The sequence below is a fragment of the Conexibacter sp. JCM 18997 genome (genome assembly GCF_055391915.1).
Map to the genome: position 1 here is coordinate 3,430,036 of NZ_AP043885.1, position 24,572 is coordinate 3,454,607.

Sequence of the window (24,572 nt, forward strand, 5' to 3'; positions counted from 1 at the left end):
CGGCATGCACCGGTTCGTCGACGGCATGAACGTGATCGGGACCCGCCCGGACGGCTGGTGGCGCGACCGGCATGCCGCGATGCTGCGGCTGGTCGAGCAGCTGGAGCGCTGGGTGGCGGCCACCGGCGAGGACGTGACGGTGGTCTTCGAGAGCAAGCCCTCGCCGCCGATCCGCTCGACGCTGGTGGAGATCGCCTACGCGCCGCGGGCGCGGGCCAACAGCGCCGACGACGAGATCGTGCGGCGCCTGCACGCGCTGGCCGACCTGTCCCAGACGCGGGTCGTCACCTCCGACCACGTCCTGTCCGATCTGGCCAGCGCGGCCGGCGCCGCGGTCTCGCCGGCGTCAGCGTTTCGGGCCGAGCTCGACGCGCTCTGAGGACCGGCGGCGGCGCAGGTGGACCGCCAGCCAGGTGCGGACCATGAGCAGGCCCGCACTCGCGCCGCCCAGCGACGGCAGCAGCTCCTCCAGCGGCACCCCGGCCACGTGCGCGACCACGATCAGACGCTGTTGGCGCCGCGCTGGGAGGCCGACGACTCGGCCGTGGCGGCCGCGAAGTCGGTCGCGTGGTCGTACTCGTCGTGCAGGTTCCACCACACGTAGGCCTGCGTCTGCGGGTAGCCCTCGGGCGAGTCCTCCCAGATCTCCTGGCGGCCGAACGCGGTGATGTCCAGGTAGGCCCAGGCGGTGCCGAGCTGCTCGTCGCCGCGCTTGTCGATGAAGTAGGTCCTGTAGATCTGATCGCCGTCGCGCACGAAGGCGTTGGTCCCGTGCCACTCGTCGACGCCGAAGTCCGCGTCGAAGTCGTCGGTCAGCGTGTACCAGGGAATCTCCCAGCCCATCCGCGCCTTCCAGCGCTCGATGTCGGGCTGCGGCGCGCGTGAGACGTTGACGAACGTCGTGTCGCGCGCGTTGAGGTGCGCGAGGTTGGTGACCTGGTCGGCCATCATCGAGCAGCCGCGGCAGCCGCTCTCGGGCCACTCGCCGACGCCGGGCTCGAAGAAGAAGCGGTAGACGATCAGCTGCGAGCGCCCGTCGAACAGGTCGACGAGCTTGACCGGTCCGTCCGGACCCTCGAACGCGTAGTCCTTCTCGACGGCCAGCCAGGGCATCCGCCGGCGCTCGGCGGAGAGCGCGTCGCGCGCCCGGGTCAGCTCCTTCTCCTTGACCAGCAGCTCCTGGCGAGCGGCGTGCCACTGCTCGGGCGAGACGACCGGCGGGGTGTTCTGGGGAAGCATGGGTTCCTCCTGTGGGTTCGGCTGTTCAGACGTCGGCGCGAAGCCAAAGTCATCGGCCTAGTGTCACCATATGGTTACATATCGCCCTCGTGAGTGCAGATGACACTGATCCGGCACTGACGCGCGCGCCCCGCCCTGGGACGGTCGACCCATGAACCTGAACCCCACGCTCCACCGCGGCGCCATCGCTGGAATCCTGGCCGTCGCCGCCCTCGCCACCGCCACCGGCTGCGGCAGCTCCAACGACGACAAGCTCGAGACCCTCCAGCAGCAGGGCACGCAGCTGCAGGAGTCGGCCACCGACGCCAAGACGCAGCTGGAGGCGATCCAGCGCAAGGTCCAGTCCGGCGAGCTCAGCGCCGAGGACGCCGAGGCCCAGATCCAGGAGGTGACCGACCGGCTCGACGCGCAGGCGCGCACGACCGCAGGCGAGGCGCTCGACACCGCCGGCGATCTGGAGGGCGTGCCCGACGAGGCCAAGGCCGAGCTCGAGAAGGCCCAGAAGGAGCTGCAGCAGCCCTAGGAACTAGCCGGCCAGCCGCGCCTGGTAGGCGGCGAGCACCTCGGCGTGATCGCCACCGGCGATCGCGCCGATGTGCCCGTCCGGGCGCACGACGACCAGCGTCGGCGCGTCCGCGCCCAGGTCGCCCTCGGCCTCCACGGCGATCGTCGCCTCGACGATCGCCGGGCGCGCCGCCGCCGCCACCGCGCCGCGCAACGCGCCGTCGGCGCCGATCAGGATCGCGGTGTGGCCGGCCCGGTTGATCAGCTCGTACAGCGGCACCGGCTCGCCGCCCTGCGGCCGCGCGACCAGCGTGTCGGGCAGGCGCTGACCGGGCCACAGGCCCGCGCGCGGCCCGCCCAGGACGATCGGCGAGTCCGCGTAGTCGGTGTCCAGCTCGGCCTCGGCGATCGCCTCCTGATGGCGGGTCTGCGGATCGCTGAGCACCGCGCGCAGCGTCGCGTCGCGGGCCAGGCGCTCCTGTGGATCGGTCAGCGTCTGCGCGTGCTCGGTCTCGTCCCCGGAGCGCGTGATGCGCTCGGCCACCGGCCGGCGCTCGGCCTCGTAGCTGTCCAGCAGCGCCTCCCCCGCGTCGCCCGCGCAGACCAGCGCGAGCTTCCAGGCCAGGTTGAACGCGTCCTGGATGCCGCTGTTCATCCCGTGCCCCTGCGCGGGTGAGCACACGTGGGCCGCGTCGCCGGCCAGCAGGATGCGCCCGACCCGCAGCCGCGAGGCGACCTTGGTGTGGCACGAGAAGCGGCGCGGGTCGGTCACGTCGACCAGGCGCGCGGCCGGCGCGTAGCGGGCGATCGTGCCCGCCGCGTCGGCGACGAAGTCGGAGTCCGCCCCGCTGGGGCGCACGTAGACCCGCCAGCGGCGATCGGGCAGCGCGGTGAGAATCACGGCGAGCGTGTCGAGGTAGACGTGGTTGACGTCGTAGGCCTCGGCCCAGGGCTCCAGCGTGACGTCGAAGACGGCCCAGGGCTCGAGGATGTCGTGGCCGACCAGCTCCACGCCGGCCCGCTCGCGGGTCAGGCTGTGCAGCCCGTCACAGCCGACGACCCAGTCCGCCGCGACGGTCTCACGGACGCCGTCGTGCTCGAGCGTGGCCACCGGCCCGTCCGGCCCCACCTCGAGCTCGACCAGCCGCACCCCGCGCTCGACCGCGCCGCCCAACGCGTGCAGGTGCTCGGTCAGGATCGCCTCCGTCACCTGCTCGGAGATCCCCAGGTTGAACGCGTGCCGGCTGCCGCACCCCTCCAGGTCGATCTCGCCGAGCACGGCGCCGTCGGAGTACACCCGCGCCGCGCGCTGCGCCGTCCCCGCGGCCAGGAACGCGTCGAGCAACCCGAGCGACTCGAAGACCTCCAGCGAGCGCGGATGCACCACCGTCGCGCGGTCCCAGGCCAGCACCTGCGCGTGCGCGTCGATCACCCGGCAGGCGACGCCCCGGCGCCGCAGCTCGGCGGCCAGCAGCAGGCCGGTCGGGCCGGCACCGACGACGAGCACGAACGGGGCAGCAGTCATGCGCCAACGCTAACGGCCGATGAGTCCGCCCCGCCAGGGCAGTCTGGGGGGCATGCAGACGATCCTCATTGACTTCATGACCCTCGACGGCGTCGTCCAGGCGCCCGGCGGCCAGGGCGAGGACCCCGACGGCGGCTTCGCCCATGGCGGCTGGTCGGCGCCCTACTTCGACGAAGCGGTGATGGGACCGGTCATCGGCGACGTGATGAGCCGCACCGAGGCGCTGCTGTTCGGCCGGCGCACGTGGGCGACGATGGCGGGCGCCTGGCCCGATCGCGCGGGCGACCCGTTCGCCGACCAGATGAACGCGATCACCAAGTACGTGGCCTCGCGCACGCTCGGCCCGGACGACCTGACCTGGAACAACTCGCACCTGCTCAGCACCGACGACGCGATCGGCGCGATCGGCGAGCTGCGCGAGCGCGACGGCGGCGCGCTGCAGACGTGGGGCAGCTCGGACCTCGCGCGGCAGCTGATCGAAGCGGACCTGGTCGACGAGTACGTGTTCCTGATCGAGCCGATCATCGTCGGCGGCGGCAAGCGCGTGTTCCCGCAGGACGGTGCCGCGCGGCCGCTGGAGCTCGTCTCGGCGACGACCGCCAGCACCGGCGTCGTCGTCTGCACCTACCGCCCGGCTGGTCCCTAGGCGGGCTTGGCCACGAGCACGGGGATGACCCGGCTGGTCTTCTCCTGGTAGTCGGCGTAGCTGGGGTAGACGGCCACCGAGCGCTCCCACCACAGGGCGCGCTCGTCGCCCTCGACCTCGCGGGCCACGTAGTCGTGCGGCTCGGCGCCGTCCTGGATCATCAGCGCGGTCGGGTCGGCCATCACGTTGGCGTACCAGACGGGGTTCTTCGGGGCACCGCCGAGCGAGGCCACCAGCGCGTACTCGCCGTCGTGCTCGACGCGCATCAGCGCGAACTTGCGCAGCTTGCCGCTCTTGCGCCCGCGCGTGGTCACGATGATCACGGGGATGCCGGTGTCGAGCAGCGTGTTCGCGCGCTCGCCGTTGCTGGCCTCGTACTCCTCGACCTGATTGCGGACCCAGGCCTCGGGATGTGGCTCGTACTCACCGGTAAGGGGCATGCGCCGACGCTATCAAGCGGCCGCATCGAGCTGGATCGGATAGCCCGCGCGCAGGACGGCGACGCTGGCCGGCGGGGTGATGACCGTCGCCGTGCCGCGCGCCGGGCGCCGGCGCCGCGCGCCGTAGCCGTCGGTCGTCCAGGCCACCAGCGAGGCGCCGTGCACGACGGCGGGTGCGTCGTCGAGCAGCACGAAGGAGCCGTCGGGCAGGGTGCGCCACGGGAGCTCGTGCCGGCGCCGGCGATGCGTGCCGCGCACGAGCCGCTCGGCGTGCAGCCGGCGGTTCATGTCGCGCGCGCCCGGCGGCGGCCCGCCCAGCTCGGCCGCCCACGCCTGCTGGTAGGCGACGTAGGCGGCGCGCCGGCACTCACCGCATGGGCGGTGCCCCGCGGCGAACGCGACCGCCTCGTCGTGGAAGTACAGCCACGTGAAGCGATGCGGGCGCCACTGCTCGTCCCAGCGGTCCTTGAAGCGCAGCGCGCAGGTGATCCACAGATCGCCCGCGTGGAAGCGGACGATCTCGCGCCCGCGATGCAGCTGGCCGCGGTTGCCGGTCCAGGCGCCGCGCAGCGGGATCGCCACGATGTCGCCCAGCGGGGTCACGCGGTTGCGGTCGGGCATGCGGGAGACAGTCTCCCGCGTTCAGGCGCTGGTCAGGCAGGCGCGCCGATGATCCGGCGGCCATGCCTGACCGAGCCCGATCGCTACTTCGCCGCCGCGCCGTCGTCGGCGGTCTCGCCGTCGCCGTCGCCCTGGGCGCCGTGGTCGTCGGCCGTCTCGCCGTCGCCGTCGCCCTGGGCGCCGTGGTCGTCGGCGGTCTCACCGTCGCCGTCGCCCTGGGCGCCGTCGTCGTCGGCCTGCTGGGACACGACCGTGAAGGTCTTGGACACGCCGACCTCGACGAGCTGGCCCGTGGGGTCGGTGACCTTCACCTCGTAGGCCGTCGTCCCGCCCTCGTCGGCGGCCTCGACCGACTCGACCGTGCCGCCGGCCACCTTGGCCAGCGCCGCGTCACCGGCCTGCTGAGCGGCGGGGCCGGTCAGCGGCTGGTCCGGGGCGTCGTTGGGCTGGGCGGGCTCGGGCGTGCTGCCGCTGCCCCCGGCGGCGCCGGCGATGGCGCTGCCGCCGAGTCCGAGGGCCGCCAGGGCGGCGACTCCGGCGACGGTCTTCTGGATGCGATTCATGGCGTCTCCTGCGGTTGGTGCGGATGGACACCCTGCACGGTGCAGCGCGGCCATGAGACGCACATGAGGCGACCGAAGCTGGCGCGTCGCCGCTCTCATCCACAGCTCATCACCCGACACCAGGATGGCCCTCGATGCGCCTGTTGATCGTCGAAGACGACCGCAAGCTGGCTGCGCTGCTGCGCCGCGGGCTGACCGAGGCCGACCTGCACGCACAGGTGGTGCACACCGGCGCGGACGCGCTGGCCTGGCTGGCGCAGGACCGCGTCGACGCGATCGTCCTGGACGTGATGCTGCCCGACGGGGACGGCTTCGAGGTCTGCGCCCGCCTGCGCGAGCGGGGCGACTGGACGCCGATCCTGATGCTCACCGCGCGCGACGCGATCGAGGACCGCGTGCGCGGCCTGGACGGCGGGGCCGACGACTACCTGCCCAAGCCGTTCGCCTTCGACGAGCTCGGCGCCCGCCTGCGCGCGCTGGGCCGCCGCGGCCCGGTCGAGCGGCCGGTGGAGCTGCGCGCCGGCGACCTGCGCATGGTGCCCGCCGAACGCCGCGCCTGGCGGGGCGACCGCGAGCTGGAGCTGTCGACGACCGAGCGCGCCCTGCTGGAGGTGCTGCTGCGCCACCGCGGCCAGGTGCTCGATCGCGCACAGCTCCTGGACCACGCCTGGGACACCGCCCAGGATCGCCGCTCCAACGTCGTCGACGTCTACATCCGCTATCTGCGCGAGAAGGTCGATCGCCCGTTCGGCGTGGCGTCGATCGAGACGGTCCGCGGCACGGGCTACCGCCTGCGCGCCGACGGCGGGCGCACCGCCGTGCCCGCGCCGTGATCGCCCGCCTCAGCCTGCGCGTCCGGGTCACGCTCGCGTTCGTGCTGGCCTCCGCGGTGGTGCTGGCCGCGCTGGGGGGCTTCCTGCACCAGCGCCTGGCCGCCGAGCTGGACGCCTCGATCACCTCGGTGCTGCGCCAGCGGGCCAGCGACCTGTCGGCGCTGGCCGTCGACGCCCAGTCCCTGCAGGTCCTGGGGCGCGACGGGCTGGTCGATCCCGGCGACAACATCGCGCAGGTGCTGGCCGCGGATGGCTCGGTCGTCGCCGCCGCGCCCGGGCTGACCGCGGACCCGCTGCTCAGCGCCGCAGAGGTCCGGCGCGCCGGCCAGGGCCCGCTGACGATCCACCGCCGCACGCTGCCCGGAGAGCACGACGTCGTTCGCCTGCTGGCCGTGCCGGCGGGCGGGCGGGTCGCCGTGGTCGGCGCGTCGATCGAGGAGCGCCAGGACGCGCTGGCCAACCTCGATCGCCTCCTGCTGCTCGGCCTCCCGGCGGCGCTGGTCGTCGCCGCGCTGGCCGGCTACCTAGCCGCGGGCCGCGCGCTGCGCCCGGTGGCCGACCTCAGCCGTCACGCCGAGCGCCTGGGGGCCGGCGACCTGGCCCAGCGCCTGCCCGTGCCGCCCAGCCGCGACGAGGTGCGCCGCCTGGCCGACAGCCTGAACGCGATGCTGGCTCGCCTGGAGGACGCCTTCGCGCGCGAGCGGACCTTCGTCGCCGACGCCAGCCACGAGCTGCGCACCCCGCTGGCCCGCCTGAAGGCCGAGCTCGATCTGGCCGCGACCGGGCGGCGCAGCGCTCGGGAGCTGCGCGACGCGGTCGACTCGGCGGCCCAGGAGACCAACCACCTGATCACGCTGGCCAACGACCTGCTGGTGCTCGCGCGCGCCGACCAGGGGCGGCTGCCCATCCGGCCCGAGCCGACGGACCTGACCGAGCTGCTGCGACGCGTGGCCACGCGCGCCCGGCCTCCGGCCGCGATCGACGCGCCGCCCGGGCGGATCGTCGACGTCGACCCGCTGCGCATCGAGCAGGCGCTGGTCAACCTGGTCGACAACGCCGCCCGCCACGGCCAGGGGCCGGTCGAGCTCGTCGCCCGCGAGGAGGCGGGCCGCATGACGATCCACGTGCGCGACCACGGCGCCGGGTTCCCGCCCGCGCTGCGCGAGCGCGCCTTCGAGCGCTTCACGCGCGGCGACGCGGCCCGCGAGGGCGACGGCGCCGGCCTGGGGCTCGCGCTGGTCCGGGCGATCGCCGACGCGCACGGCGCGGACGTGGGCATCGCCGACGCTCCGGGCGGCGCCGACGTGTGGCTGCGCCTGGCGCTACGCGCCGGGGCCGAGCGCGGGCAGGACGAGCACGAAGCAGCCGCCGGGACCGTCGCCGGCGACGACGTCGCCCCCGCAGGACTGCGCTAGGCGCCGGGCCAGCGGCAGGCCCAGGCCGGCGCCGCCCGACGCGTCGTCGCGCACGCCGGGCTCGAAGACCCGCTCGCCCAGGGCCGGATCCAGACCGGGGCCGTCGTCGCGCACGGCGGCGCGCACGACGCCGCCGTCGGTCGACAGCTCGATCGTCACGGCGCCGGCCGCGTGGCGGCGGGCGTTGTCGACCAGCGGCGCCAGCGCGCGGCGCACGACCTCCTCCTCGCCCTCGACCCGGGGCAGCCCGGGCTCGGCGCGCACCGCGACGCCCTCGAACTCGCGCGCCAGGCCGGCCAGGTCCGACGCGCCGGCGGCCGGGGCGATCTCCTGGCGGGCCACGGCCAGCAGCGCGGTTATCGCCGCGTCCAGGCGCTCGGCCTGGGCGACGACCGCGCGCAACGCCTCGACCTGCTCGTCGCCGTCGCCGCTGGCCAGCGCGAGCTCGGCCCGCGCGCGCATGCCCGCCACCGGCGTGCGCAGCTCGTGGGCCACCTCGCCGGCGAAGCGCTGCTCGTGGCGACGCGACGCGGCGATGCGCCCGAGCAGCCCGTCGAGCGTGGCCGCCAATCGGGTCAGCTCGTCGCGCGGCGGCCCCAGCGCGAAGCGCCGGTCCAGATCGTGGCTGCCCCACTCCTGCGCCTCGTCGGTCATCTGCGCCACCGGGCGCAGCGCACCGTCGACCGCGCCGCGCACGGCGAGGCCGCCGGCCAGGATGACCAGCGCGGCGATCACCAGCGAGCCGAGCAGCACCGCCTTCTGCACGCGCTCCAGCGACTCCTCCGAGAGCGCGACGACGACCGCGCCGACCGGACGGTCCGCCGCGGGATCGACGATCGGCTGGACGCGCAGCCGCGTGTCGTCCGGTCCCTCGTGATCGCCCGCGGTGGCGGTCCGCCCGAGGCGCACGGCCTCGGCGTCGACGGCCGCGTCGATCGACCCAGGGCGCTCGAGCACGGTCGGGCCGTCCAGCACCCACGACTGGCGATCCAGGCGGGCGTCGTTGGGCGCCTCGCGGGTGACGACGCGCCCGTCGCGCACCTCGACCGAGGCCAGCAGCGCCTGAGCGCGCTCGGCCAGCAGGCTCGACTGGGTCGAGCGGATCTGCACGGCGAGCAGCACGTTGCCGGCCACGACGAGCGCGCCCAGGCCGACGACCAGCGTCAGCAGCGAGGTCGCCAGCAGGCGGGTGCGGAAGGTCACCGCAGCACGTATCCGACGCCGCGCACCGTCTCGATCGCCGCGCTGTGGCCGACGGCGCGCAGCTTGCGGCGCAGCCGCGCCAGGTAGGCGTCCAGGGTGTTGTCGTGGACGATCGCGCCGTCGGGCCAGGCCGCGGCGACGAGCGTGGCCCGGCGCACCACCGCACCGGGGCGCGCGGCCAGCGCGGCCAGCAGGCGGAACTCGGTCGGCGTCAGGCGCTCGACGCGATCGTCGTGGCGGATCGCGTGGGCGGCCGGATCGAGCACCAGCGCGCCGCCGGGCGCCTCGGCGCCGCCGCGGCGCACCAGCGCGTTGACGCGCACCAGCAGCTCGGCCAGCGCGAACGGCTTGGTCAGGTAGTCGTCGCCGCCGGCGTGGAACCCGCTGAGCCGGTCGGGCAGCGCGTCGCGGGCGGTCAGGAACAGGACCGGCGCGCTGACGCCGTTGGCCCGCAGCGCCTGGCACACGTCGCGCCCGTCGGAGTCGGGCAGGCCGATGTCGAGCACGAGCACGTCGGGCGGGTCGTCGCTGAACGCGCGGACCGCGTCGCTGCCGGTCGCGGATGCGCGCACCCGGAAGCCCTCGCCCTCGAGCGCGCGGCGCAGGACCCCGCGCAGCTCGTCGTCGTCCTCGCAGATGCCCGCCGTCGCGTTCGCCACCACTGCTCAGGATGCCCGATGCGGCGCCCACCCACCTGAACGCAGCCTGAACGATGACGAACCCGTAGCCTCGCGCCATGAGCGCGTCGCCCGAGCACCGCACGAGCATGGGCGACCGCGTCGAGGGGGCGATCGAGCGCCGCCTCGACGTGGCGGGCGAGGTGGTCGAGGGCGAGCGGCGGCTGGAGACCGAGCCGCGGCGCAACTGGGTGCGCACCGGGATCTGGCTGGCCATCACGGCGATCTCGCTGTACGTGGTCGCGCCGAGCCTGCTGGACCTGCTCGACTCCTGGCACCGCCTGGCCAACATCGACCCGCTGTGGTTCGCGGCGATGGCGGTCTGCCAGGGCGCCAGCCTGGCCTGCCTGTGGCTGCTCCAGCGCCTGGCGCTGCGACCGGTCGCGCTGGCGCCGGTGATCACCTCGCAGCTGGCGGGCAACGCGCTGTCGAAGGTCGCCCCGGGCGGCGGCGCCGTCGGCGCGGCGCTGCAGTACCGGATGCTCGTGCAGGTCGGCGTCGATCGCGAGCGCGCCGTGGGCGGGCTGACCGTGGTCAACCTGCTGGTGTTCGCCGCGGTGCTGTCCCTGCCGGTGCTGGCCATCCCCTCGCTCCTGCGCGGCGGCGTCTCGCGCTCGCTGCTGCAGCTGGCGATCGTCGGCATCGTGCTGTTCGTCGTGCTCGTCGCCCTCTCGGCCGTGCTGCTGGCGCTCGATCGTCCGTTGGAGGCCGTCGGGCGCGGCGCCCAGCGCGTGCGCAACCGGGTGCGGCCCAAGCGCCCGCCGCTGCACACGCTGCCGGCGCGCCTGCTGAAGGAGCGCGACCGCATCCTGCAGACGTTCGGCCCGCGCTGGAAGGGCGCCGCCGCCGCGACCGCGGGCCGCTGGCTGTTCGACTACCTGACCCTGCTGGCCGCGCTGGCCGCCGTGAACGCGCACCCGCGCCCCGGCCTGGTGCTGCTGGCCTTCTGCGGCGCGCAGATCCTGGCCCAGATCCCGCTGACGCCGGGCGGCCTGGGCTTCGTCGAGGCCGGCCTGACCGGCATGCTCGCGCTGGCCGGCGTGTCCGCGGGCGCCGCGGTGGTGGCCACGCTGGCCTACCGCCTGTTCTCCTACTGGCTGCCGCTGCCGCTCGGCCTGGTCGGGTTGGCCGCCCACCGTCGCTACCTCCCCCACGGCGCGTGAGAGGATCGCCGCCGATGCCCCGTCTGCCCGGAGCCGCCCGCTTTGCCCGCATGGCCGGATCGTCGATCGCCGCGCCCGGCGCCGCCGCGTGGGTGACCGACTTCCTCAACGCCGCCTACTACGCGCGTCCCGAGGCCGAGCGCGACGTGGCCGACCTGCGCCTGGCCCACGGGATCCTGACCACGCGCTGGGCCCAGCGCGATCGCGGGCGGCTGGGCGCGCTGGACCTGGTCGCGCTGCACCGCGCGTTCTGGCGCCTGCGCCGGCGCCGCGGCGGGCGCCTGGACCACGACGCGTTGCTGGTCGGGGCGACCGCGCTGCTGGGCGACTGGTTCGCCGACGCCTGGACCGACGCCGACCGCCGCGCCCACGGCGTCGCGTTCGCCACCGGTGCCGAGCGCGAGGCGTTCCGCCCCGAGCGGCGCCTGCGCCGCTCGGCGCTGCAGCCCTTGACGCCGCCCCGCCTGGCACCCGCAGAGCAGCACTGGGCCACCTACGACCCGGTCGCGCTGCCCGATCCGGGGGCGGCGCTGCGCTTCCTGGCCCAACCCGCGCGCTGGCCGGACATGGGCGCCGCCAACGGGCGCTTCACCGCGCTGCGCTCGACGGGCCTGCTGGGCCAGACCTTCGAGATCGAGGTCGTCGCCGAGCCGACGCCCCGCTCGCCGATCTTCACCCGCGGCTACGTGACCTGCACGACGCTGGAGACCCGACCCAGCGTGATCGGCGACCCCGGTCCCGATGCGGCCAAGCGGCTGGACGCGGCGGTCACCGGCCTGCTCGAGCGCTACGCCGCGGGCGCCGGCCCCGACGCGCGCCCCGCGCTGCCCGACGGCGGGCAGCCGCTGGCGCTGGTCATCCTGACCACGCACGAGGGCCACTTCCTGGGCCGTGGGCTGTCGCACCTGCTGATCTGGCGCGACACCGACGGCGCGTGGATCCGCGACGTCGGCGCCTGGGATCCGCTCCCGCTGCATCTGGCCGCCGCCTACACCGCCGCGGGCCGAACGGCCCAGCACCAGTTCTGGGGCCCGGAGCCCGCGCAGCGCAGCATGCTCGCGCAGCTCGCCGCCGTCGCCGGCGGCTCCGTCACGCCGCCCGGCTGAGCGGCTGCAGCGTCGTCCGGCGCACCGCCGCCACGAGCGCGGCCACGCCGGCCGCGACGACGGCGACGGCCAGCGCCCAGGTGGTCCCGCCGCCGGAGATGGCCAGGCCGGAGACCGCGGTGCCCAGCCCGTAGCCGGCGCTCACCGACGTGCTCATCCAGGCGAACGCCTCGGTGACCGTCGAGGGCGGGGCGAGGTCGTCGACCAGCCCGTAGGCGGTGGCGAAGGTGGGCGCGATGGCCAGCCCGGCGATCAGCGTGGCCACGAGCATCGCCGGGATCGCCCAGGCGATGACCAGCGGCACGAGGCCCACCGCGAACAGGGTCAGCACGACCACGTAGCGGCGGGCCGGGTGGCGGGCGTGGGGCAGCGCGCCGGTGATCAGGCCGCCGATCAGCGATCCGGCGGCGAACGTGGCCATGCACAGCCCGCCCTGGCTGCGCGACCCGTGGTCCTCGCCGAACGCGGGCATCGAGACGGCGATCGTGCCGAAGGCCAGGCCCATCGCGAAGCTGGCGCCGATCACCGTGCGCACGCCCGGCGCGACGAGCGCGCCCAGGCGCGACCGGCGTCCCTCGTGCGCGACCGCCCGCCACACGCGGACCGCATGGGTGGCCGTGAAGCTCAGCGTCCCGACCAGCCCGATCGCGCCGGTCAGCAGCATCGCGGCGGCGGGCGAGACGATCGTGGCCACCAGCGCGACGACGAGGGGGCCGCCGATGAACACCAGCTCGCGCAGCGTCGCCTCCATCGCGTAGGCGGTCGCGCGCAGCTCCGGCGTCGGGGCCAGCGACGGCCAGGCGGCGCGCACGCAGGGCTCGATCGGCGGGAGCGTCGCGCCCATCACCACCGCCAGCGGCAGCAGCGCCCCGGACGGCACGCCCGACACCGCGGCCAACACGACGCCGCCGACTGCGGCCGGGAAGGCGAAGGCCAGCGGGATCAGCACCCGCCGCTGGCCGATGCGGTCGACCAGGCGGCCGAGCATCGGCTGCGCGACGGCCAGCGCGATCGTGTAGACGGCGACCGTCGCCCCGGCGATCGCGTAGGAGTGCCCCTCACCGCGCACGAGCAGGACGACCCCGAGCTGGAGCATGCTCAGCGGCAGGCGTCCGAGCAGGCTGGAGATGACGAACGGCGGGACGCCGGGCCGGCGCAGCAGGGCCGACCAGCGGCCCGCCCCCGACTCGACCGCGGTCACGATGCGCGCACGGGCCCGGTCGAGCCGCGCACGCGCAGCTCGCAGGGCAGCACCCGGTTCGTCGTGCGCCGCCCCTGCAGGCGGGCGAGCAGGAGCTCGAAGGCCGCGGCGCCGAGGTCGCCGGCGTCGAAGCGCACGGTGGTCAGCGGCGGGGTGACCAGCCGCGCGATGGCCAGGTCGTCGAAGCCGGTGACCGACAGCCGGTCGGGCACCGCGATCCCCCGCTCGCCGGCGGCGGCGATCACGCCGGCGGCCAGGAAGTCGTCGTCGCAGATCACGGCGGTCAGGCGCTCCAGCTGGTCCAGCAGCTGGTGGCCCGCGGCGACGACCGCCTCGGAGTTGAACAGCGACGCGACGACCACCTGGTCGCCCGGATCTTCGCCCAGCGCGCGCAGCCGCTGCGCCCAGCGCTCGTGGCGGCGCGCGAACGTCTGCCCCGGCACGCCGGCCTGCAGGTAGCCGATGCGCCGGTGGCCCAGCTCGATCAGGTGGTCCAGCGCCGCGTCGGTGCCGGCCTCGACGTCCAGGCGCACCGACGGCATGCGGGCGCGCTCGGACTCGACCAGCACCACCGGGGGCGCGCCGGAGCGGCGCAGCGACGCGGGCGGGTCGGCGGCGAAGAAGACGAACCCGTCGACGGTGCCCTCGCGCAGGATCTCCACCGAGCTGTCGCTCCACACCGAGCCGTAGTTGTCGTCGATCAGGACAACGACGTAGCCGGCCTCGAACGCCGCACGCTGGGCGCCGCGCAGCGTTGGCCCGAAGAACGGGTGCGTCACATCGGAGACGACCAGGCCGACGGCCGACGCGTTGCCCGAGCGCAGCGCCCGGGCGGCCGCGTTGGGGCGGTAGCCGAGCTCGCGGGCGGCGGCGCGCACGGCGTCGGCGGTGGCCGGCGAGACGCGGCCCGGCGCCTTGCCCGACAGGACGAGCGAGACGGTCGACTGCGACACGCCGGCGTGGCGCGCGACGTCGACGCTGGTCACCTTGCGGGCGCTGCGGGGCGCGCGGGAGCTACGGGGCGAGGTCGGAATGCGGTGATTCCAGCAGGCCCGGGGGTCGACTGGCCTGCGGGGGTCCGCCTGGACGCCAATCGTCATACGTAGTACCATCATACGTATGACCACTTCACTGACCACCCGAGCGCCGGCCCTCGCGGCCCTGGCTGCCACGATCGTCGCGATCCTCGCCATCAGCGCGGGCGCCGCGGTCTCCAAGGGCCCCGAGCCCGTATCCACCCCGCCGAAGGTCGCCGTCCTGGCCGGCGCCGACGCCAGCCCCGCCGTCCTTACCGCCGCCGCCGCGCAGGCCGGTCCGACCGCCGTCGTCCGCCACACCGGCGGGCTGCAGGAGGCCCAGGCCCAGGCCGCCGCGCTGGCCGCGCAGGGCTACGACCTGGTGATCCCGGCCGGCGCCCAGGCGCGCGCCGCGATCGGGCAGGCCGCCTCCAGCGAGCTGCCCGGCGCCGCCGACTGGTAGCCGCTACTCCTGCACGCGCGAACGCCGCGCGGCCCGGATCGACGGGGCGCCCAGGCGCACGTGCACCTCGACCCGCGTCGGGCGGGTCGGCGTGGCCAGCGACAGGAAGTCGCGCAACGGCCCCGCGTGAGCACAGAACGCGCACTCCAGCCGATCGCCCGGCGCCATCGCGGGTGCGCTCAGCAGCACGGGCGCGTCACAGCGCGGGCAGGCCAGCGTGCCGGCCGCCATCCGCGTGCTGCGCTCGTCGTGGCGGATCTCCTGCGGCCCGCCCGCGCCACCGGCCCGCTCAGGACCACCGGCATTGGAGCCATGCAGGAAACGACGGAACGCCACCTCCTCGATTCTACGGAGGTGGGATCGCCGGCCTACAGGCCGGGCGGGTGGCGGGCCACGAAGCCCGCGCTGGAGCGCATCTCGGTCGTCCAGCGGGTCCCGCCGGAGGACAGGGCGCTCGTGTCGAAGCGCCAGCCGCCGACGACCATGTAGGCGTGACCGGCGTTGGCGTAGACGGTGATGTACTGGCCGGGACCGGCCTCGCCCCAGCTCTCGAACGAGGTCGAGTCCAGCGGTGAGGTGACCAGCCCGGCCGCGGCCAGGGCGTAGGACACCGAGCCCGAGCAGTCGTACGCGCTGGCCTGGAAGCTCGCGTGCCCGCCGCCGTAGGAGTAGGGCAGACCGGCGATCGCGTTGCCGGCGGCGATCACCAGCTTGACCGCCTCGGGCGCGCCGTCGGGCGCCTGGGCGGTGCCGCCCGGGTTCAGGCCGATCGACGAGTTGGGCGACGCGCCGGACGCCTCGACCGCGCGCTGGGCCGCGCGGGCGGCGGCCCGGGCCGCGCGCGCCTGCTCGGCCTTCAGGTCGCTGAGCTCGCCCTGCACCTGGTCCAGCTCGGCCTGCTTGTCGGCCCGGCCGGCCAGCAGCGCGGCGCGCTTGTTGAGGATCGCGGTCTGCACCGCGGCGGCCTGGTTGCGCGCCTTCTCGGCCGACTCGGCCAGCGCGCGGTTGCGGTCCTGCAGGTCCACGAGCTGGCGGGCCGTGGCCATCACCTCGATGCGCGTGGTCTTCGTCGCGTCGAGGATGCGCGCGTCCTGACGGGCGACGCGCTTGAGGAACTCGACCCGCTCCATCATGTCCGAGAAGCCGTTGCTGTTGAGCACCACGCTGATCAGGTCGACCTGGCCGTTCTTGTACGACGCGCGCAGGTTGTCGCTCAGCGCCACGGAGGCGCGGTGGAAGCGGTTCTCCAGCACGGTCAGCCGGTCGCGCGCCTTGACCAGATCGGCCTGCACCTGCTGCAGCTCGTCGCGCCGGCGGTCGACGACGGCGTTCAGCTCGCCCAGCCGCGCCTGCGCGTCGGCCAGGCCGTTCTCGGTGGCCTCGATGCGCGCGCTCTCGGCGTCGACGGCGGCCTGCAGCTGGGCGGCGGCCGAGCGGCGGGCGTCGATGCGGCTCTGCAGATCGCCGCGGGCGGGCGCGCCGTCCAGCGCGAGCCCGATGCCGGCCACCACGAGCGCGGCGAGCAGCGCCAGGCAGGCGGAGCGGGGGAACTTGGGCAAGGCGGAAAGCACGGGCGGCAGGTCGGCGACGCTAGCAAGGGCCGTCGCGATCCCCCCAGCATTTCCGTCTGGTGCAACGGATCGTGCAGACTATGGCTGGCTGACCAACCAGGAGAGAGAGCGATGTCGACCGATCACCTGCCCGATCTCGAGGGGCTGCAGGTCACCGAGCGCGAGCTGTGGCCGGACGGACCGCCGCACGAGCTGTTCGCCCGGCTGCGGTCCGAGTGCCCGGTCCACTGGACGCCGCACATCAGCGAGTACCCCGACGAGGCCGGCTACTGGTCGATCACCACGGCCGACGACGTGCACGCGGTCAGCCGCGATTGGGAGACCTACTCCTCCGAGCGCGGCGGCATCACCGCGCTGACCAACGCGATCCTCCCGCTCGAGCTGCAGCAGGCGATGTTCATCGGGATGGACCCGCCCAAGCACGACCGCCTCAAGTCGCTCTTCCAGCGCGGGTTCACCCCCAAGCGCATCGCCGAGCACGAGCCGGCCATCCGGGCCATCACGCGCGAGGTGCTCGAGCGCGTCGACGACGGCCGCCCGACCTGCGACCTGGTCACCGACGTGGCCCAGCCGGTCGTCTCCCGCGTGATCGGCAGCTTCATGGGCGTCCCGCCCGAGGACGACGAGATCTGGGCGCGGCTGATGAACGCGACGCTCGGCGCCGGCGACCCCGACGTCAACCCCGTCGAGCAGGTGATGCAGCGCGACGTGCCCGAGATCTTCGAGCGCTGCCACGCGCTGATCGAGGAGCGCCGCGCCCACCCGACCGACGACCTGACCTCGGTGCTCGTGCACGCGAAGCTCGACGGCCAAGGCCTGGAGGAGCACGAGATCGTCATGGGCTTCTTCCTGCTCATGGCGGCGGGGAACGACTCGACGAAGGCGACCTACTGCAGCGGCATGCGCGCCCTGCTGGAGGACGACGAGCAGCGCGCGCTCGTGCTCGAGGACCCCACGCTGATCGGCCAGGCGGTCGAGGAGTCGCTGCGCATGTTCCCGGCCTTCGCCCACTTCCGCCGCACCGCGATGCGCGACGTCGAGCTCAACGGCGCGCAGATCAAGGAGGGCGACAAGGTGGTCATGTGGTACGTCTCCTCCAACCGCGACGAGACGCGCTTCGAGGACCCCGACCGCTTCGACCTGCGCCGCACCACCGAGCACCAGGCCTTCGGCGCCGGCGGGCGCCACTTCTGCCTGGGCACCGCGCTGGCCCGCCTGGAGCTGAAGATCCTCATCGAGGAGACGCTGGCCCGGTTCCCGGACATGCAGCTCGACGGCCGGCCGGTGTTCGTCCAGTCGCCGTTCGCCAACCAGCTGCGGACGCTGCCCGTGCGCCTGCGCTGACTCCAGATTCTGGGGGGTCGTAGGTTGCCTGCCCATGCGGGGACTCCTTGGGTGGGGGGCGCTGGCGGGGGCCGCGCTCGTGACAAGCGTCGGCGCGCCGGCGCAGGCGCAGGACCAGGCCGACGTGCCGCCGCCGATCGCGGTGGCCACGCCGGCGCCCGCCGCGCAGATCGACGCCGCCGTCGGCCAGCTGGACACGATCGCCGCCGGCCTGCTGCAGCGCACCGGGGTGCCGGGCCTGTCGATCGCGGTCGTGCACGACGACCGCGTCGTCTACGCCAAGGGGTTCGGCGTGCGCAGCACCGAGACCAGGCGACCGGTGGACGCCGACACGGTCTTCCAGCTGGCCTCGGTCTCCAAGCCCCTGGGCGCGTCGGTCATCGCCCGCGCGGTCAGCCAGCGCGCGGTGGCCTGGGACGACCTGGTCACCAAGCACCTCCCGTGGTTTGCGCTGCGCGACCCCAGCACCACGCGACAGCTGACGATCGCCGACCTGTACGCGCACCGCAGCGGCCTGCCCGACCACGCGGGCGACCTACTCGAGGACCTCGGCTACACCCGCAGGCAGATCCTGCGCCGGCTGCGCTACCTGCCGCTGACGCCGATCCGCTCGCACTACGCGTACACCAACTTCGGCATGACCGCGGCCGCGCAGGCGGTGGCCAACGCCGAGCACACCAGCTGGGAACGCCTGTCCGAGCGCCTGCTCTACCGCCCGCTGGGCATGCGCTCGACCAGCTCGTCCTACGCCGACTTCGTCAAGGCGCCCAACCGCGCCGACCTGCACGTCGACGTCGACGGCACCTGGAAGCCGCTCCACCAGCGCGACGCCGACGCGCAGTCCCCGGCCGGTGGCGCCAGCTCGAGCGCCAACGACCTGGCCAAGTGGGTGCGTCTGGAGCTGGCCGACGGGCGCTTCGACGGCCGGCGGATCATCGGCGCCACCGCGCTGCTGGAGAGCTTCACGCCGCACATCGTCACCGCGTCGGTGACGCCCGCCGCGGCCGCCCGGCCGAGCTTCTACGGCCTGGGCATGGAGCTCAGCGCCGACCAGACCGGGCGCGTGCGCCTGAGCCACTCCGGCGCCTTCGCCCTGGGCGGCGCGACGACCGTGTGGATGGTCCCCGACCTCGACCTGGGCATCGTCGTGCTGACCAACGGCTCGCCGATCGGGCTGGCCGAGACGGTCGCCCAGGACTTCCTGGACCTGGCCGAGCAGGGCCGCGTCACGCGCGACTGGCTGGAGGCCTACCAGCCGCTGTTCAGCGCGCTGACCGAGGACCACGGCGAGCTGGCCGGCCGCCGGCCGCCCGCCCGCCCGGCCCCGGCCCGCGCGGTGCGCGCGTACACCGGCCGCTACGCCCACAACCCGTTCTACGGCCCCGCTCGCGTGACCGCGCGCGGCAGCGCGCTCACGCTGCATCTCGGTCCGGGCGGCGGCCAGGCGTTCCCGCTGCGCCACTGGAGCGGGGACACGTTCGCCTACACGCCGCCGGGCGAGAGCTCGGCCGGCCTCAGCGCGGTGCGGTTCTCGCGCGTGCGCGGCGGACGGCCGACCGTCCTACGAGTCGAGAACCTCGACGTCGAGCAGCTCGGCCGCTTCCGGCGCTGAGGCGACGATCTTGCCGGGGTTCAGGTTGGCCCCGGGATCGGCGCCCGCGAACAGCCCCTGCAGGAGCGCGACGCCGGCGGGCGAGATGTCCTGCTCCAGCCACGGCGCGTGCTCGGTGCCCACGGCGTGGTGGTGGGACAGCGTCGCCCCGTGGTCGACGAACGACTGCTGGATAGCCGCCTTGACCGCGTCGTACTCCTCCAGCTCGTCGCGCCGGCCCGACGGCGTGATCGCGAACGTGAAGTACAGGCAGGCGCCCGCGTGGTAGCTGTGGCTCATGTGGCACATGACCCAGCCCTGCACGCCGAGGTCGGCGAACGTGCTGCGCGCGGCGGCGGTCGTCGCGTCGTACAGCTCGCCCAGCCGGCTCCAGGGCGCCGAGGTCTCTGACACGTCGGCCAGCGCGCCGCGATCGAGCAGGAAGTCGCGGATGTAGGGCGTGTCGAACTTCTTCTGGTCGTACAGCTGGCCGGGGCTGGCGCCCAGGCAGAAGCCGCCGAACGGCTTGATCACCTCGGCCACGAGCTTGCGCTGCTGCTTGACGTGGCCCTCGCTGCCCTCGAAGCCGATGAACGACAGGCACATCTGGTGGGCGTCGATGCGCTTGCGCTTGAGGATCACCCGCTGCAGGACCAGCGACTTGACGCGGTCCAGCGGCGTCGGGCGCTTGCGCGTGGCGAAGCTGAAGGCCGACTCGGGGGCGTCGGAGACGCGCGTGACCGACGGCGTCGCCTCGCTCTCGGCCAGCGCCCGCATCGCGCCCAGCGCGCGCGGCCAGTCGGGGAACAGGTACCCGAGGATCTGGCGCTGCGCGGGCACGCGATGCACGTGGATCGTCGCCTCGGTGATGACGCCCAGGCGGCCCTCGCTGCCCAGGATCATCTCGCGCACGCTGGGTCCGGTCGACGTCGTCGGCACCGGCCGCGTGGCCAGCACGCCGTGGGGCGTGACGACGCGCACCGCGCGGGTCAGGTCGGCGATGTCGCCGTACTTGTCGGACTGCATGCCCGACGAGCGCGTGGCGATCCAGCCGCCCAGCGTCGAGTGCGTGAACGAGTCGGGGAAGTGGCCGGAGGTCCAGCCCTGTGCGGCCAGCTGGCGCTCGAGCTCGGGGCCGTAGATGCCCGCCTGCACGCGGGCCAGGCGCGAGGCCGCGTCGATCTCCAGCACCCGGTCCATGCGCGTGACGTCGAGCGAGACGATCGGGCGCTCCTCGTCGGCGGGCGCCTCGAGGCTCCCGGAGATGTTCGTGCCGCCGCCGAACGGGATCAGCACGGCGTCGGCGCCCAGCACGGCGTCGAGCACGGCGACGACCTGGTCCTCGTCAGCCGGGCGCACGACGACGTCGGGCAGGCGACCGAGGTCACCCCGGCGGGTGCGCACCAGATCGCGCAGCGACTTGCCCCGCATGTGCACGACGCGGTCGGCCTCGTCGGTGCTGACGTGCTCGGCGCCGACGGCCTGCACCAGCGCGTCGCGCAGCGCGTCGGGCAGCTGGGACGGCGTCACCTCGAGCGCGTCGAAGCCGATCGGCGGACGTCCGCGCTGCGCCACGTCGACGCCCACGGCCTGCTTGATGAAGTCGCGCAGCGCCGGCTTGTCCTCGTGGCTGAAGGCGATGCCCTCCTGGCCCCAGCCCCACCATTTCATCGCGGCCATGCCCGCAGCCTCGCAGATGCGTGAAACCGAGTGCGTCCGCCGGTGTCCAGTCTCCCGTGGAGAGCTGCGCCCGATTGGACGAAGCGTGGTCGCGCTCGGGACCCGCGCGGGCCGCGCGCGGCGCGTTGCTGTCCGGGTTCTTCGAACCGGTCCTCGGCTGGTACACGGGCCGCGAGGTCAGCGGCGCCGACTGGTTCGCGCGCGTTCCGGCGCCCGCGGTGTTCGTGGCCAACCACTCCAGCCACATCGACACGCCGCTGATCCTCAACGCGCTGCCGCGGGCCTGGCGCCGGCGCACGGTCGTCGCCGCGGCGGCCGACTACTTCTACGTCAAGCGCCCGAAGGCCGCGCTCGTGTCGCTGCTGTTCGGCACCGTGCCCGTGGCGCGCGACGGCGGCGGCAGCTCCGACCTCGGGCACGTCGAGGAGCTGCTGGCCGCGCGCTGGTCGCTGCTCATGTACCCCGCCGGCACCCGCCACGGCGGGGCCGAGGAGCCGCGGCGCCTGCGCACCGGCGCGGCGCTGCTGGCCGCGCGCCATCACCTGCCGCTGATCCCGGTGCACCTGACCGGCACCCGCGAGGCCATGCCCCCAGGGCAGTCGTGGCCCAAGCGCAAGGCCTGGCAGCCGCGCCACCCGGTGCGCATCGCCTTCGGCCCGCCGATCTACCCGACCACGCCGCACGAGCGCGAAGCGGCGATCGGGCAGGTCGAGGCGTTCTTCGCCGCCCAGCATTAGGTTGACGGCCATGATCGTGGTGAGCGGGGCCAGCGGGATGTTCGGCGGGGCGATCGTGGCGGAGATCGCCGCGCGTGGTGGAGACGTGCGCGGGCTGGTCCGGCGCGAGGATGCGGCGGCGGCGCTGCGCGCGGCGGGCGTCGAGCCGGTGCTGGGTGACATGGACGCGCCCGAGTCGCTGGATCGCGCGCTGGCCGGCGCCGACACGCTGTTCGTGGTCTCCCCCATGGACGACCAGATCGCGGTGCGCGAGGGCAACCTGCTGGCCGCCGCGCTGCGCGTGGGCGTCACGCGCATCGTCAAGCTGCACGGCGCGGTCACCCACCACGACGCGCTCGGCGACCTGCACCAGCAGTCGATCGCCGCCATCCGCGACTGCGGGTTGGACTGGGCGTTGCTGTCGCCCAGCTCGGTGATGGAGACGACGCTCTTCAGCCAGGCCCAGGCGATCATCCACGCCGGCGGGCTGTACGGCAGCTCGGGCGAGGGGCGCGCGGGCATCGTGGCGCTGGAGGACGTCGCCCGCGCCGGCGCGACGCTGCTGGTGGACGGCTCGCAGACCGGCCGCGACTACCAGCTCACCGGCCCCCGGTCGGTCAGCCTGGGCGACTGCGCCAACGCCTTCACGCAGGTGCTCGAGCGGCCGGTGGCGTACGTCGACATGCCCGACGAGGCGTTCGCCGAGGTGCTGGTGCAGCAGGTCGGGATGACACCCGAGGCGGCCGAGATCGGCGTGCTCGCGCACATGCGCGCGTGGAAGGCGGGCGGCGCCGACCTGGTCACCGGCACCGTGCGCGAGCTGACGGGCCGCGACCCGGTCGACGTGGTCGACTGGATCACGGCCCATCGGGATCGCTTCGAGGGTTAGACCGCAAACGGCGGCGGGCCGAGCAGCTCGACCCGGGCGGCCGCGGCCGCCGCGGCCATGCGCGCCATGTCGATCGGCCCGTCGGACGGCGCCGATCCCTCGGAGGCCGGCTCGCCGCCCTGGATGAAGAACTGCTCGTGCCCGGCGGGCGTGCCGAAGCTGATCAGGTGGGCGCCGTCGGAGACGACGCGGAACGCGTGCTTGGTGCCCCGCGGGACGAAGACGGCCTGGCCGGCGCTCGCGCGGCTCAGCTCGCCCTCGACCCACAGCTCGATCTCGCCGTCGATCAGCACGAACGTCTCGTCGTCGTTGGGCTGCTTGTGCAGCGGCGTGGCCAGGCCGGCCGGCAGGTCCTGCTCGATCGCGTTGAGCGCACCGGCGGTGTCGTCGCCGGAGAGCAGGACGGTCATGCGGCCGCCCATGAACCAGTGGGCGTTGGTGGTGGTGTCGGTGGTGGTGTGCATGGGAGTGCAGGCTGCCGTCAGGGACCGGCGCCGACCACCCCAGGAATGTGGGGATCCGCTCGACAGCTCCGCACGCACCTGAGACCCTGATTCCCATGCCCGACCATGGACGAGTCGAGCGCGACATCGCGCGGGTGGCGGAGCGGGAGACCGACGGCCACGCGCTGCGCGTCGCCGTGATGGAGCGCCTGCATCGCGCCGTCCCGGTCGACGGGTTCTGCTTCGCGGCGTCCGACCCCGCCACGCTGCTGGCCACGGCGACCGCGGTCGACGGCGTCGACCGGACGCTGGCGCCCGAGCTGTACCGGATCGAGCACGGGACCGAGCCCGAGCCCGGGCGCCACCGCGACCTCGTCCACGAGCGCGTGCCGGTGACGATCCTCTCGCGGTCGACCGGCGGCGAGCTCGAGCGGGCCGCCCGCTGGCGCGAGGTGCTGGGGCCGCTGGGCGTGCGCCACGAGCTGCGCGCCGCGGCGCGCACGGGCCAGACCACCTGGGGCTTCATCCACCTGTTCCGCGGCGACCAGCGGCCGGACTTCGACGCCGACGAGGCCGCGCTCGTGGGCCGGGTGGCCGGCATCGTCGCCCCCGCGCTGCGTGACGCCGCGCTCGGGCCCGACGTCGTCGCCGCCGCGGTCAGCGACGTGCCGGCCGTGCTGTTCCTGGACGCCGACGACGTGCTGGTCGAGCGCACCGCGGGCGGCGACGCGCACGTCGCCGCGCTGCGCGATCCCGGCGCCCCCGATGCGCGCGTGCCGGAGGTGCTGGTCACGCTGGCCATCCGCGCGCGCCTGCACGCCGCCGACGGGCGCAGCGAGAGCGCGCGCGTGCACGCGCCCGGCGCCGACGGGGTGTGGCGCCTGCTGCACGCGTCGGCCACCGACCGCGGCCGCGTGGCGATCACCTGCCAGGCCGGCACCCCGGCGGCGCTGCTGCCGATCCTGCTCGGCTCCTACGGGCTGTCGCCCGGTGAGCGCGCGATCGTCGAACTCGCCCTCCAGGGCCGGTCCACCAAGCAGATGGCGGGCGAGCTGTTCATCTCGCCGCACACCGTGCAGGACCGCCTGAAGGGCGTGTTCGAAAAGGTGGGCGTGCGCTCGCGGCGCGACCTCGTCGCCCGGCTGAGCGGTCCTACGGGGCCGTGACGGTGGCCACCGTGGGCGCCTCCGCGGTCACCTGCGGGCGCTCGACGGTGGCGGACTCCGCGCCGCCGGACTGATCGGCCGCGACCTTCCACTCGCCGTCCTCCTTGGTCAGGATCGCCGGCTCGGCGTCGGCCTCGTCGACCCCATCGACCTTCGTCATCACCGTCGCCCGGTCGCCATCGATCTTCACCGAGGTGATCTCGAGGTTCTTGACCTGCTCGAGCTCGTCGTCGCTCGCCCCCTCGGTGGCCTTCTCCAGCGTCTCGGCGCAGCCGCTGGTGCCCAGGGCCTCCGCGGCCTGGTCGATCTGGTCCTTGGCGCTCTTGGTCAGGAAGCCGCAGGCCTTGTCGCCGTCGCCGTCGGCCACCGCGTTGGCGTAGTTGGTGACCGTCTCGCGGATCTGCGCCTCGTCGTCGCCTCCGCCGCCGGAGTCGTCGCCTCCGCAGCCGGGAACGGCCAGAGCGGCGAGGGCGAGGACGGCAATCGAAAGCGTGCGTGCTTGGAGCATGCGCACCGCCATACCCGCAACAGCGCCCTGACGCACGCATCGGCAAGAA

The 24,572-nt window shown here is 74.5% G+C and carries 28 protein-coding genes; 13 read left to right on the forward strand and 15 right to left on the reverse strand.

Translation table 11 applies throughout. From position 1 onward, the window contains the following. Positions 1-4 precede the first annotated feature (4 nt). A complete protein-coding gene (locus tag ACZ5UI_RS17390) occupies positions 5-379 on the forward strand; it encodes an NYN domain-containing protein (protein ID WP_464197838.1) in 375 nt (124 codons plus the stop codon). Here the strand turns inward: ACZ5UI_RS17390 and ACZ5UI_RS17395 are convergent. Beyond that, the gene (locus tag ACZ5UI_RS17395; protein WP_464189168.1) at positions 347-499 is read right to left on the reverse strand and encodes a hypothetical protein; all 153 of its coding nucleotides are present in this window, start codon (positions 497-499) and stop codon (positions 347-349) included. The two genes, ACZ5UI_RS17390 and ACZ5UI_RS17395, sit on opposite strands and share 33 nt — an antisense overlap. A gap of 2 nt (positions 500-501) precedes the next feature. After that, the gene (locus tag ACZ5UI_RS17400) at positions 502-1,239 is read right to left on the reverse strand and encodes a DUF899 domain-containing protein (RefSeq protein ID WP_464189170.1); all 738 of its coding nucleotides are present in this window, start codon (positions 1,237-1,239) and stop codon (positions 502-504) included. A gap of 151 nt (positions 1,240-1,390) precedes the next feature. Here ACZ5UI_RS17400 and ACZ5UI_RS17405 point away from each other — a divergent pair, with 151 nt between their 5' ends. Then, positions 1,391-1,762 (forward strand): hypothetical protein, encoded by a 372-nt coding sequence (locus ACZ5UI_RS17405; RefSeq protein WP_464189172.1) that lies wholly within the window; start codon positions 1,391-1,393, stop codon positions 1,760-1,762. Positions 1,763-1,765: 3 nt separating this feature from the next. Here the strand turns inward: ACZ5UI_RS17405 and ACZ5UI_RS17410 are convergent, their stop codons facing one another. Continuing rightward, positions 1,766-3,268: an FAD-dependent monooxygenase gene (locus ACZ5UI_RS17410; protein ID WP_464189174.1), complete on the reverse strand. Its 1,503-nt coding sequence runs from the start codon at positions 3,266-3,268 to the stop codon at positions 1,766-1,768. Positions 3,269-3,320: 52 nt separating this feature from the next. On the opposite strand from ACZ5UI_RS17410, the gene ACZ5UI_RS17415 reads away from it, so the two are divergent. After that, a complete protein-coding gene (locus tag ACZ5UI_RS17415; RefSeq protein WP_464189176.1) occupies positions 3,321-3,914 on the forward strand; it encodes a dihydrofolate reductase family protein in 594 nt (197 codons plus the stop codon). Here the strand turns inward: ACZ5UI_RS17415 and ACZ5UI_RS17420 are convergent. The 3 genes from ACZ5UI_RS17420 to ACZ5UI_RS17430 form a co-directional block, all read right to left on the reverse strand. Continuing rightward, a complete protein-coding gene (locus ACZ5UI_RS17420; protein ID WP_464189178.1) occupies positions 3,911-4,354 on the reverse strand; it encodes a nitroreductase family deazaflavin-dependent oxidoreductase in 444 nt (147 codons plus the stop codon). The two genes, ACZ5UI_RS17415 and ACZ5UI_RS17420, sit on opposite strands and share 4 nt — an antisense overlap. 12 nt (positions 4,355-4,366) lie before the next feature. Further along, positions 4,367-4,975, reverse strand: a complete 609-nt coding sequence (locus tag ACZ5UI_RS17425) for a hypothetical protein (RefSeq protein WP_464189180.1) — start codon at positions 4,973-4,975, stop codon at positions 4,367-4,369. An 83-nt stretch (positions 4,976-5,058) separates the two neighbouring features. Beyond that, positions 5,059-5,538 (reverse strand): PepSY domain-containing protein, encoded by a 480-nt coding sequence (locus ACZ5UI_RS17430; protein WP_464189182.1) that lies wholly within the window; start codon positions 5,536-5,538, stop codon positions 5,059-5,061. Between the two features lie 134 nt (positions 5,539-5,672). On the opposite strand from ACZ5UI_RS17430, the gene ACZ5UI_RS17435 reads away from it, so the two are divergent. Then, positions 5,673-6,371, forward strand: a complete 699-nt coding sequence (locus ACZ5UI_RS17435; protein WP_464189185.1) for a response regulator transcription factor — start codon at positions 5,673-5,675, stop codon at positions 6,369-6,371. Further along, entirely contained in the window at positions 6,368-7,786 is a 1,419-nt protein-coding gene (locus tag ACZ5UI_RS17440; RefSeq protein ID WP_464189187.1) for a sensor histidine kinase, read from the forward strand. The genes ACZ5UI_RS17435 and ACZ5UI_RS17440 overlap by 4 nt, the downstream gene beginning before the upstream one ends. Here the strand turns inward: ACZ5UI_RS17440 and ACZ5UI_RS17445 are convergent. Together ACZ5UI_RS17445 and ACZ5UI_RS17450 are read right to left on the reverse strand one after the other, a co-directional pair. Further along, positions 7,694-8,989: a sensor histidine kinase gene (locus ACZ5UI_RS17445; protein WP_464189189.1), complete on the reverse strand. Its 1,296-nt coding sequence runs from the start codon at positions 8,987-8,989 to the stop codon at positions 7,694-7,696. The genes ACZ5UI_RS17440 and ACZ5UI_RS17445 overlap by 93 nt on opposite strands. Then, a complete protein-coding gene (locus tag ACZ5UI_RS17450) occupies positions 8,986-9,648 on the reverse strand; it encodes a response regulator transcription factor (protein WP_464189191.1) in 663 nt (220 codons plus the stop codon). The genes ACZ5UI_RS17445 and ACZ5UI_RS17450 overlap by 4 nt, the downstream gene beginning before the upstream one ends. Positions 9,649-9,725: 77 nt before the next feature. On the opposite strand from ACZ5UI_RS17450, the gene ACZ5UI_RS17455 reads away from it, so the two are divergent. Continuing rightward, positions 9,726-10,829 carry a lysylphosphatidylglycerol synthase transmembrane domain-containing protein gene (locus tag ACZ5UI_RS17455; protein WP_464189193.1) on the forward strand — a complete coding sequence of 368 codons (1,104 nt, stop codon included), beginning with the start codon at positions 9,726-9,728 and terminating at the stop codon, positions 10,827-10,829. Positions 10,830-10,843: 14 nt separating this feature from the next. Beyond that, positions 10,844-11,935, forward strand: coding sequence for a hypothetical protein (locus ACZ5UI_RS17460; RefSeq protein ID WP_464189195.1), 1,092 nt, complete (start codon positions 10,844-10,846; stop codon positions 11,933-11,935). Here ACZ5UI_RS17460 and ACZ5UI_RS17465 read toward each other — a convergent pair. Then, positions 11,919-13,136: an MFS transporter gene (locus ACZ5UI_RS17465; protein WP_464189197.1), complete on the reverse strand. Its 1,218-nt coding sequence runs from the start codon at positions 13,134-13,136 to the stop codon at positions 11,919-11,921. The genes ACZ5UI_RS17460 and ACZ5UI_RS17465 overlap by 17 nt on opposite strands. After that, complete coding sequence (locus ACZ5UI_RS17470) at positions 13,133-14,122, reverse strand: LacI family DNA-binding transcriptional regulator (protein WP_464189199.1); 990 nt, start codon at positions 14,120-14,122, stop codon at positions 13,133-13,135. Before ACZ5UI_RS17470 ends, ACZ5UI_RS17465 begins: the two co-directional genes overlap by 4 nt. A 133-nt stretch (positions 14,123-14,255) precedes the next feature. On the opposite strand from ACZ5UI_RS17470, the gene ACZ5UI_RS17475 reads away from it, so the two are divergent. Beyond that, positions 14,256-14,615 (forward strand): hypothetical protein, encoded by a 360-nt coding sequence (locus ACZ5UI_RS17475; protein WP_464189201.1) that lies wholly within the window; start codon positions 14,256-14,258, stop codon positions 14,613-14,615. A 3-nt stretch (positions 14,616-14,618) separates the two neighbouring features. Here ACZ5UI_RS17475 and ACZ5UI_RS17480 read toward each other — a convergent pair whose 3' ends face one another. Beyond that, on the reverse strand, positions 14,619-14,951 hold the full coding sequence (locus tag ACZ5UI_RS17480; protein ID WP_464189203.1) for a hypothetical protein: 333 nt from the start codon (positions 14,949-14,951) through the stop codon (positions 14,619-14,621). Between the two features lie 32 nt (positions 14,952-14,983). Beyond that, positions 14,984-16,186, reverse strand: a complete 1,203-nt coding sequence (locus ACZ5UI_RS17485) for a coiled-coil domain-containing protein (RefSeq protein ID WP_464189205.1) — start codon at positions 16,184-16,186, stop codon at positions 14,984-14,986. 111 nt (positions 16,187-16,297) lie between these two features. On the opposite strand from ACZ5UI_RS17485, the gene ACZ5UI_RS17490 reads away from it, so the two are divergent. Beyond that, entirely contained in the window at positions 16,298-17,530 is a 1,233-nt protein-coding gene (locus ACZ5UI_RS17490; protein WP_464189207.1) for a cytochrome P450, read from the forward strand. Between the two features lie 34 nt (positions 17,531-17,564). Next, a complete protein-coding gene (locus ACZ5UI_RS17495) occupies positions 17,565-19,142 on the forward strand; it encodes a serine hydrolase (RefSeq protein ID WP_464189209.1) in 1,578 nt (525 codons plus the stop codon). On the opposite strand, the gene ACZ5UI_RS17500 is transcribed toward ACZ5UI_RS17495, so the two are convergent. Further along, positions 19,092-20,801, reverse strand: a complete 1,710-nt coding sequence (locus ACZ5UI_RS17500) for an FAD-binding oxidoreductase (RefSeq protein ID WP_464189211.1) — start codon at positions 20,799-20,801, stop codon at positions 19,092-19,094. The genes ACZ5UI_RS17495 and ACZ5UI_RS17500 overlap by 51 nt on opposite strands. A 74-nt stretch (positions 20,802-20,875) precedes the next feature. On the opposite strand from ACZ5UI_RS17500, the gene ACZ5UI_RS17505 reads away from it, so the two are divergent. After that, a complete protein-coding gene (locus ACZ5UI_RS17505) occupies positions 20,876-21,538 on the forward strand; it encodes a lysophospholipid acyltransferase family protein (protein WP_464189213.1) in 663 nt (220 codons plus the stop codon). Between the two features lie 10 nt (positions 21,539-21,548). Next, a complete protein-coding gene (locus tag ACZ5UI_RS17510) occupies positions 21,549-22,406 on the forward strand; it encodes an NmrA family NAD(P)-binding protein (protein ID WP_464189215.1) in 858 nt (285 codons plus the stop codon). On the opposite strand, the gene ACZ5UI_RS17515 is transcribed toward ACZ5UI_RS17510, so the two are convergent. Further along, positions 22,403-22,870, reverse strand: a complete 468-nt coding sequence (locus ACZ5UI_RS17515; protein ID WP_464189217.1) for a cupin domain-containing protein — start codon at positions 22,868-22,870, stop codon at positions 22,403-22,405. The genes ACZ5UI_RS17510 and ACZ5UI_RS17515 overlap by 4 nt on opposite strands. A 95-nt stretch (positions 22,871-22,965) precedes the next feature. Here ACZ5UI_RS17515 and ACZ5UI_RS17520 point away from each other — a divergent pair, with 95 nt between their 5' ends. Continuing rightward, entirely contained in the window at positions 22,966-24,015 is a 1,050-nt protein-coding gene (locus ACZ5UI_RS17520) for a helix-turn-helix transcriptional regulator (protein WP_464189219.1), read from the forward strand. Here the strand turns inward: ACZ5UI_RS17520 and ACZ5UI_RS17525 are convergent. Continuing rightward, on the reverse strand, positions 24,002-24,523 hold the full coding sequence (locus ACZ5UI_RS17525; RefSeq protein ID WP_464189221.1) for a DUF4878 domain-containing protein: 522 nt from the start codon (positions 24,521-24,523) through the stop codon (positions 24,002-24,004). The two genes, ACZ5UI_RS17520 and ACZ5UI_RS17525, sit on opposite strands and share 14 nt — an antisense overlap. Between the last annotated feature and the right edge of the window lie 49 nt (positions 24,524-24,572).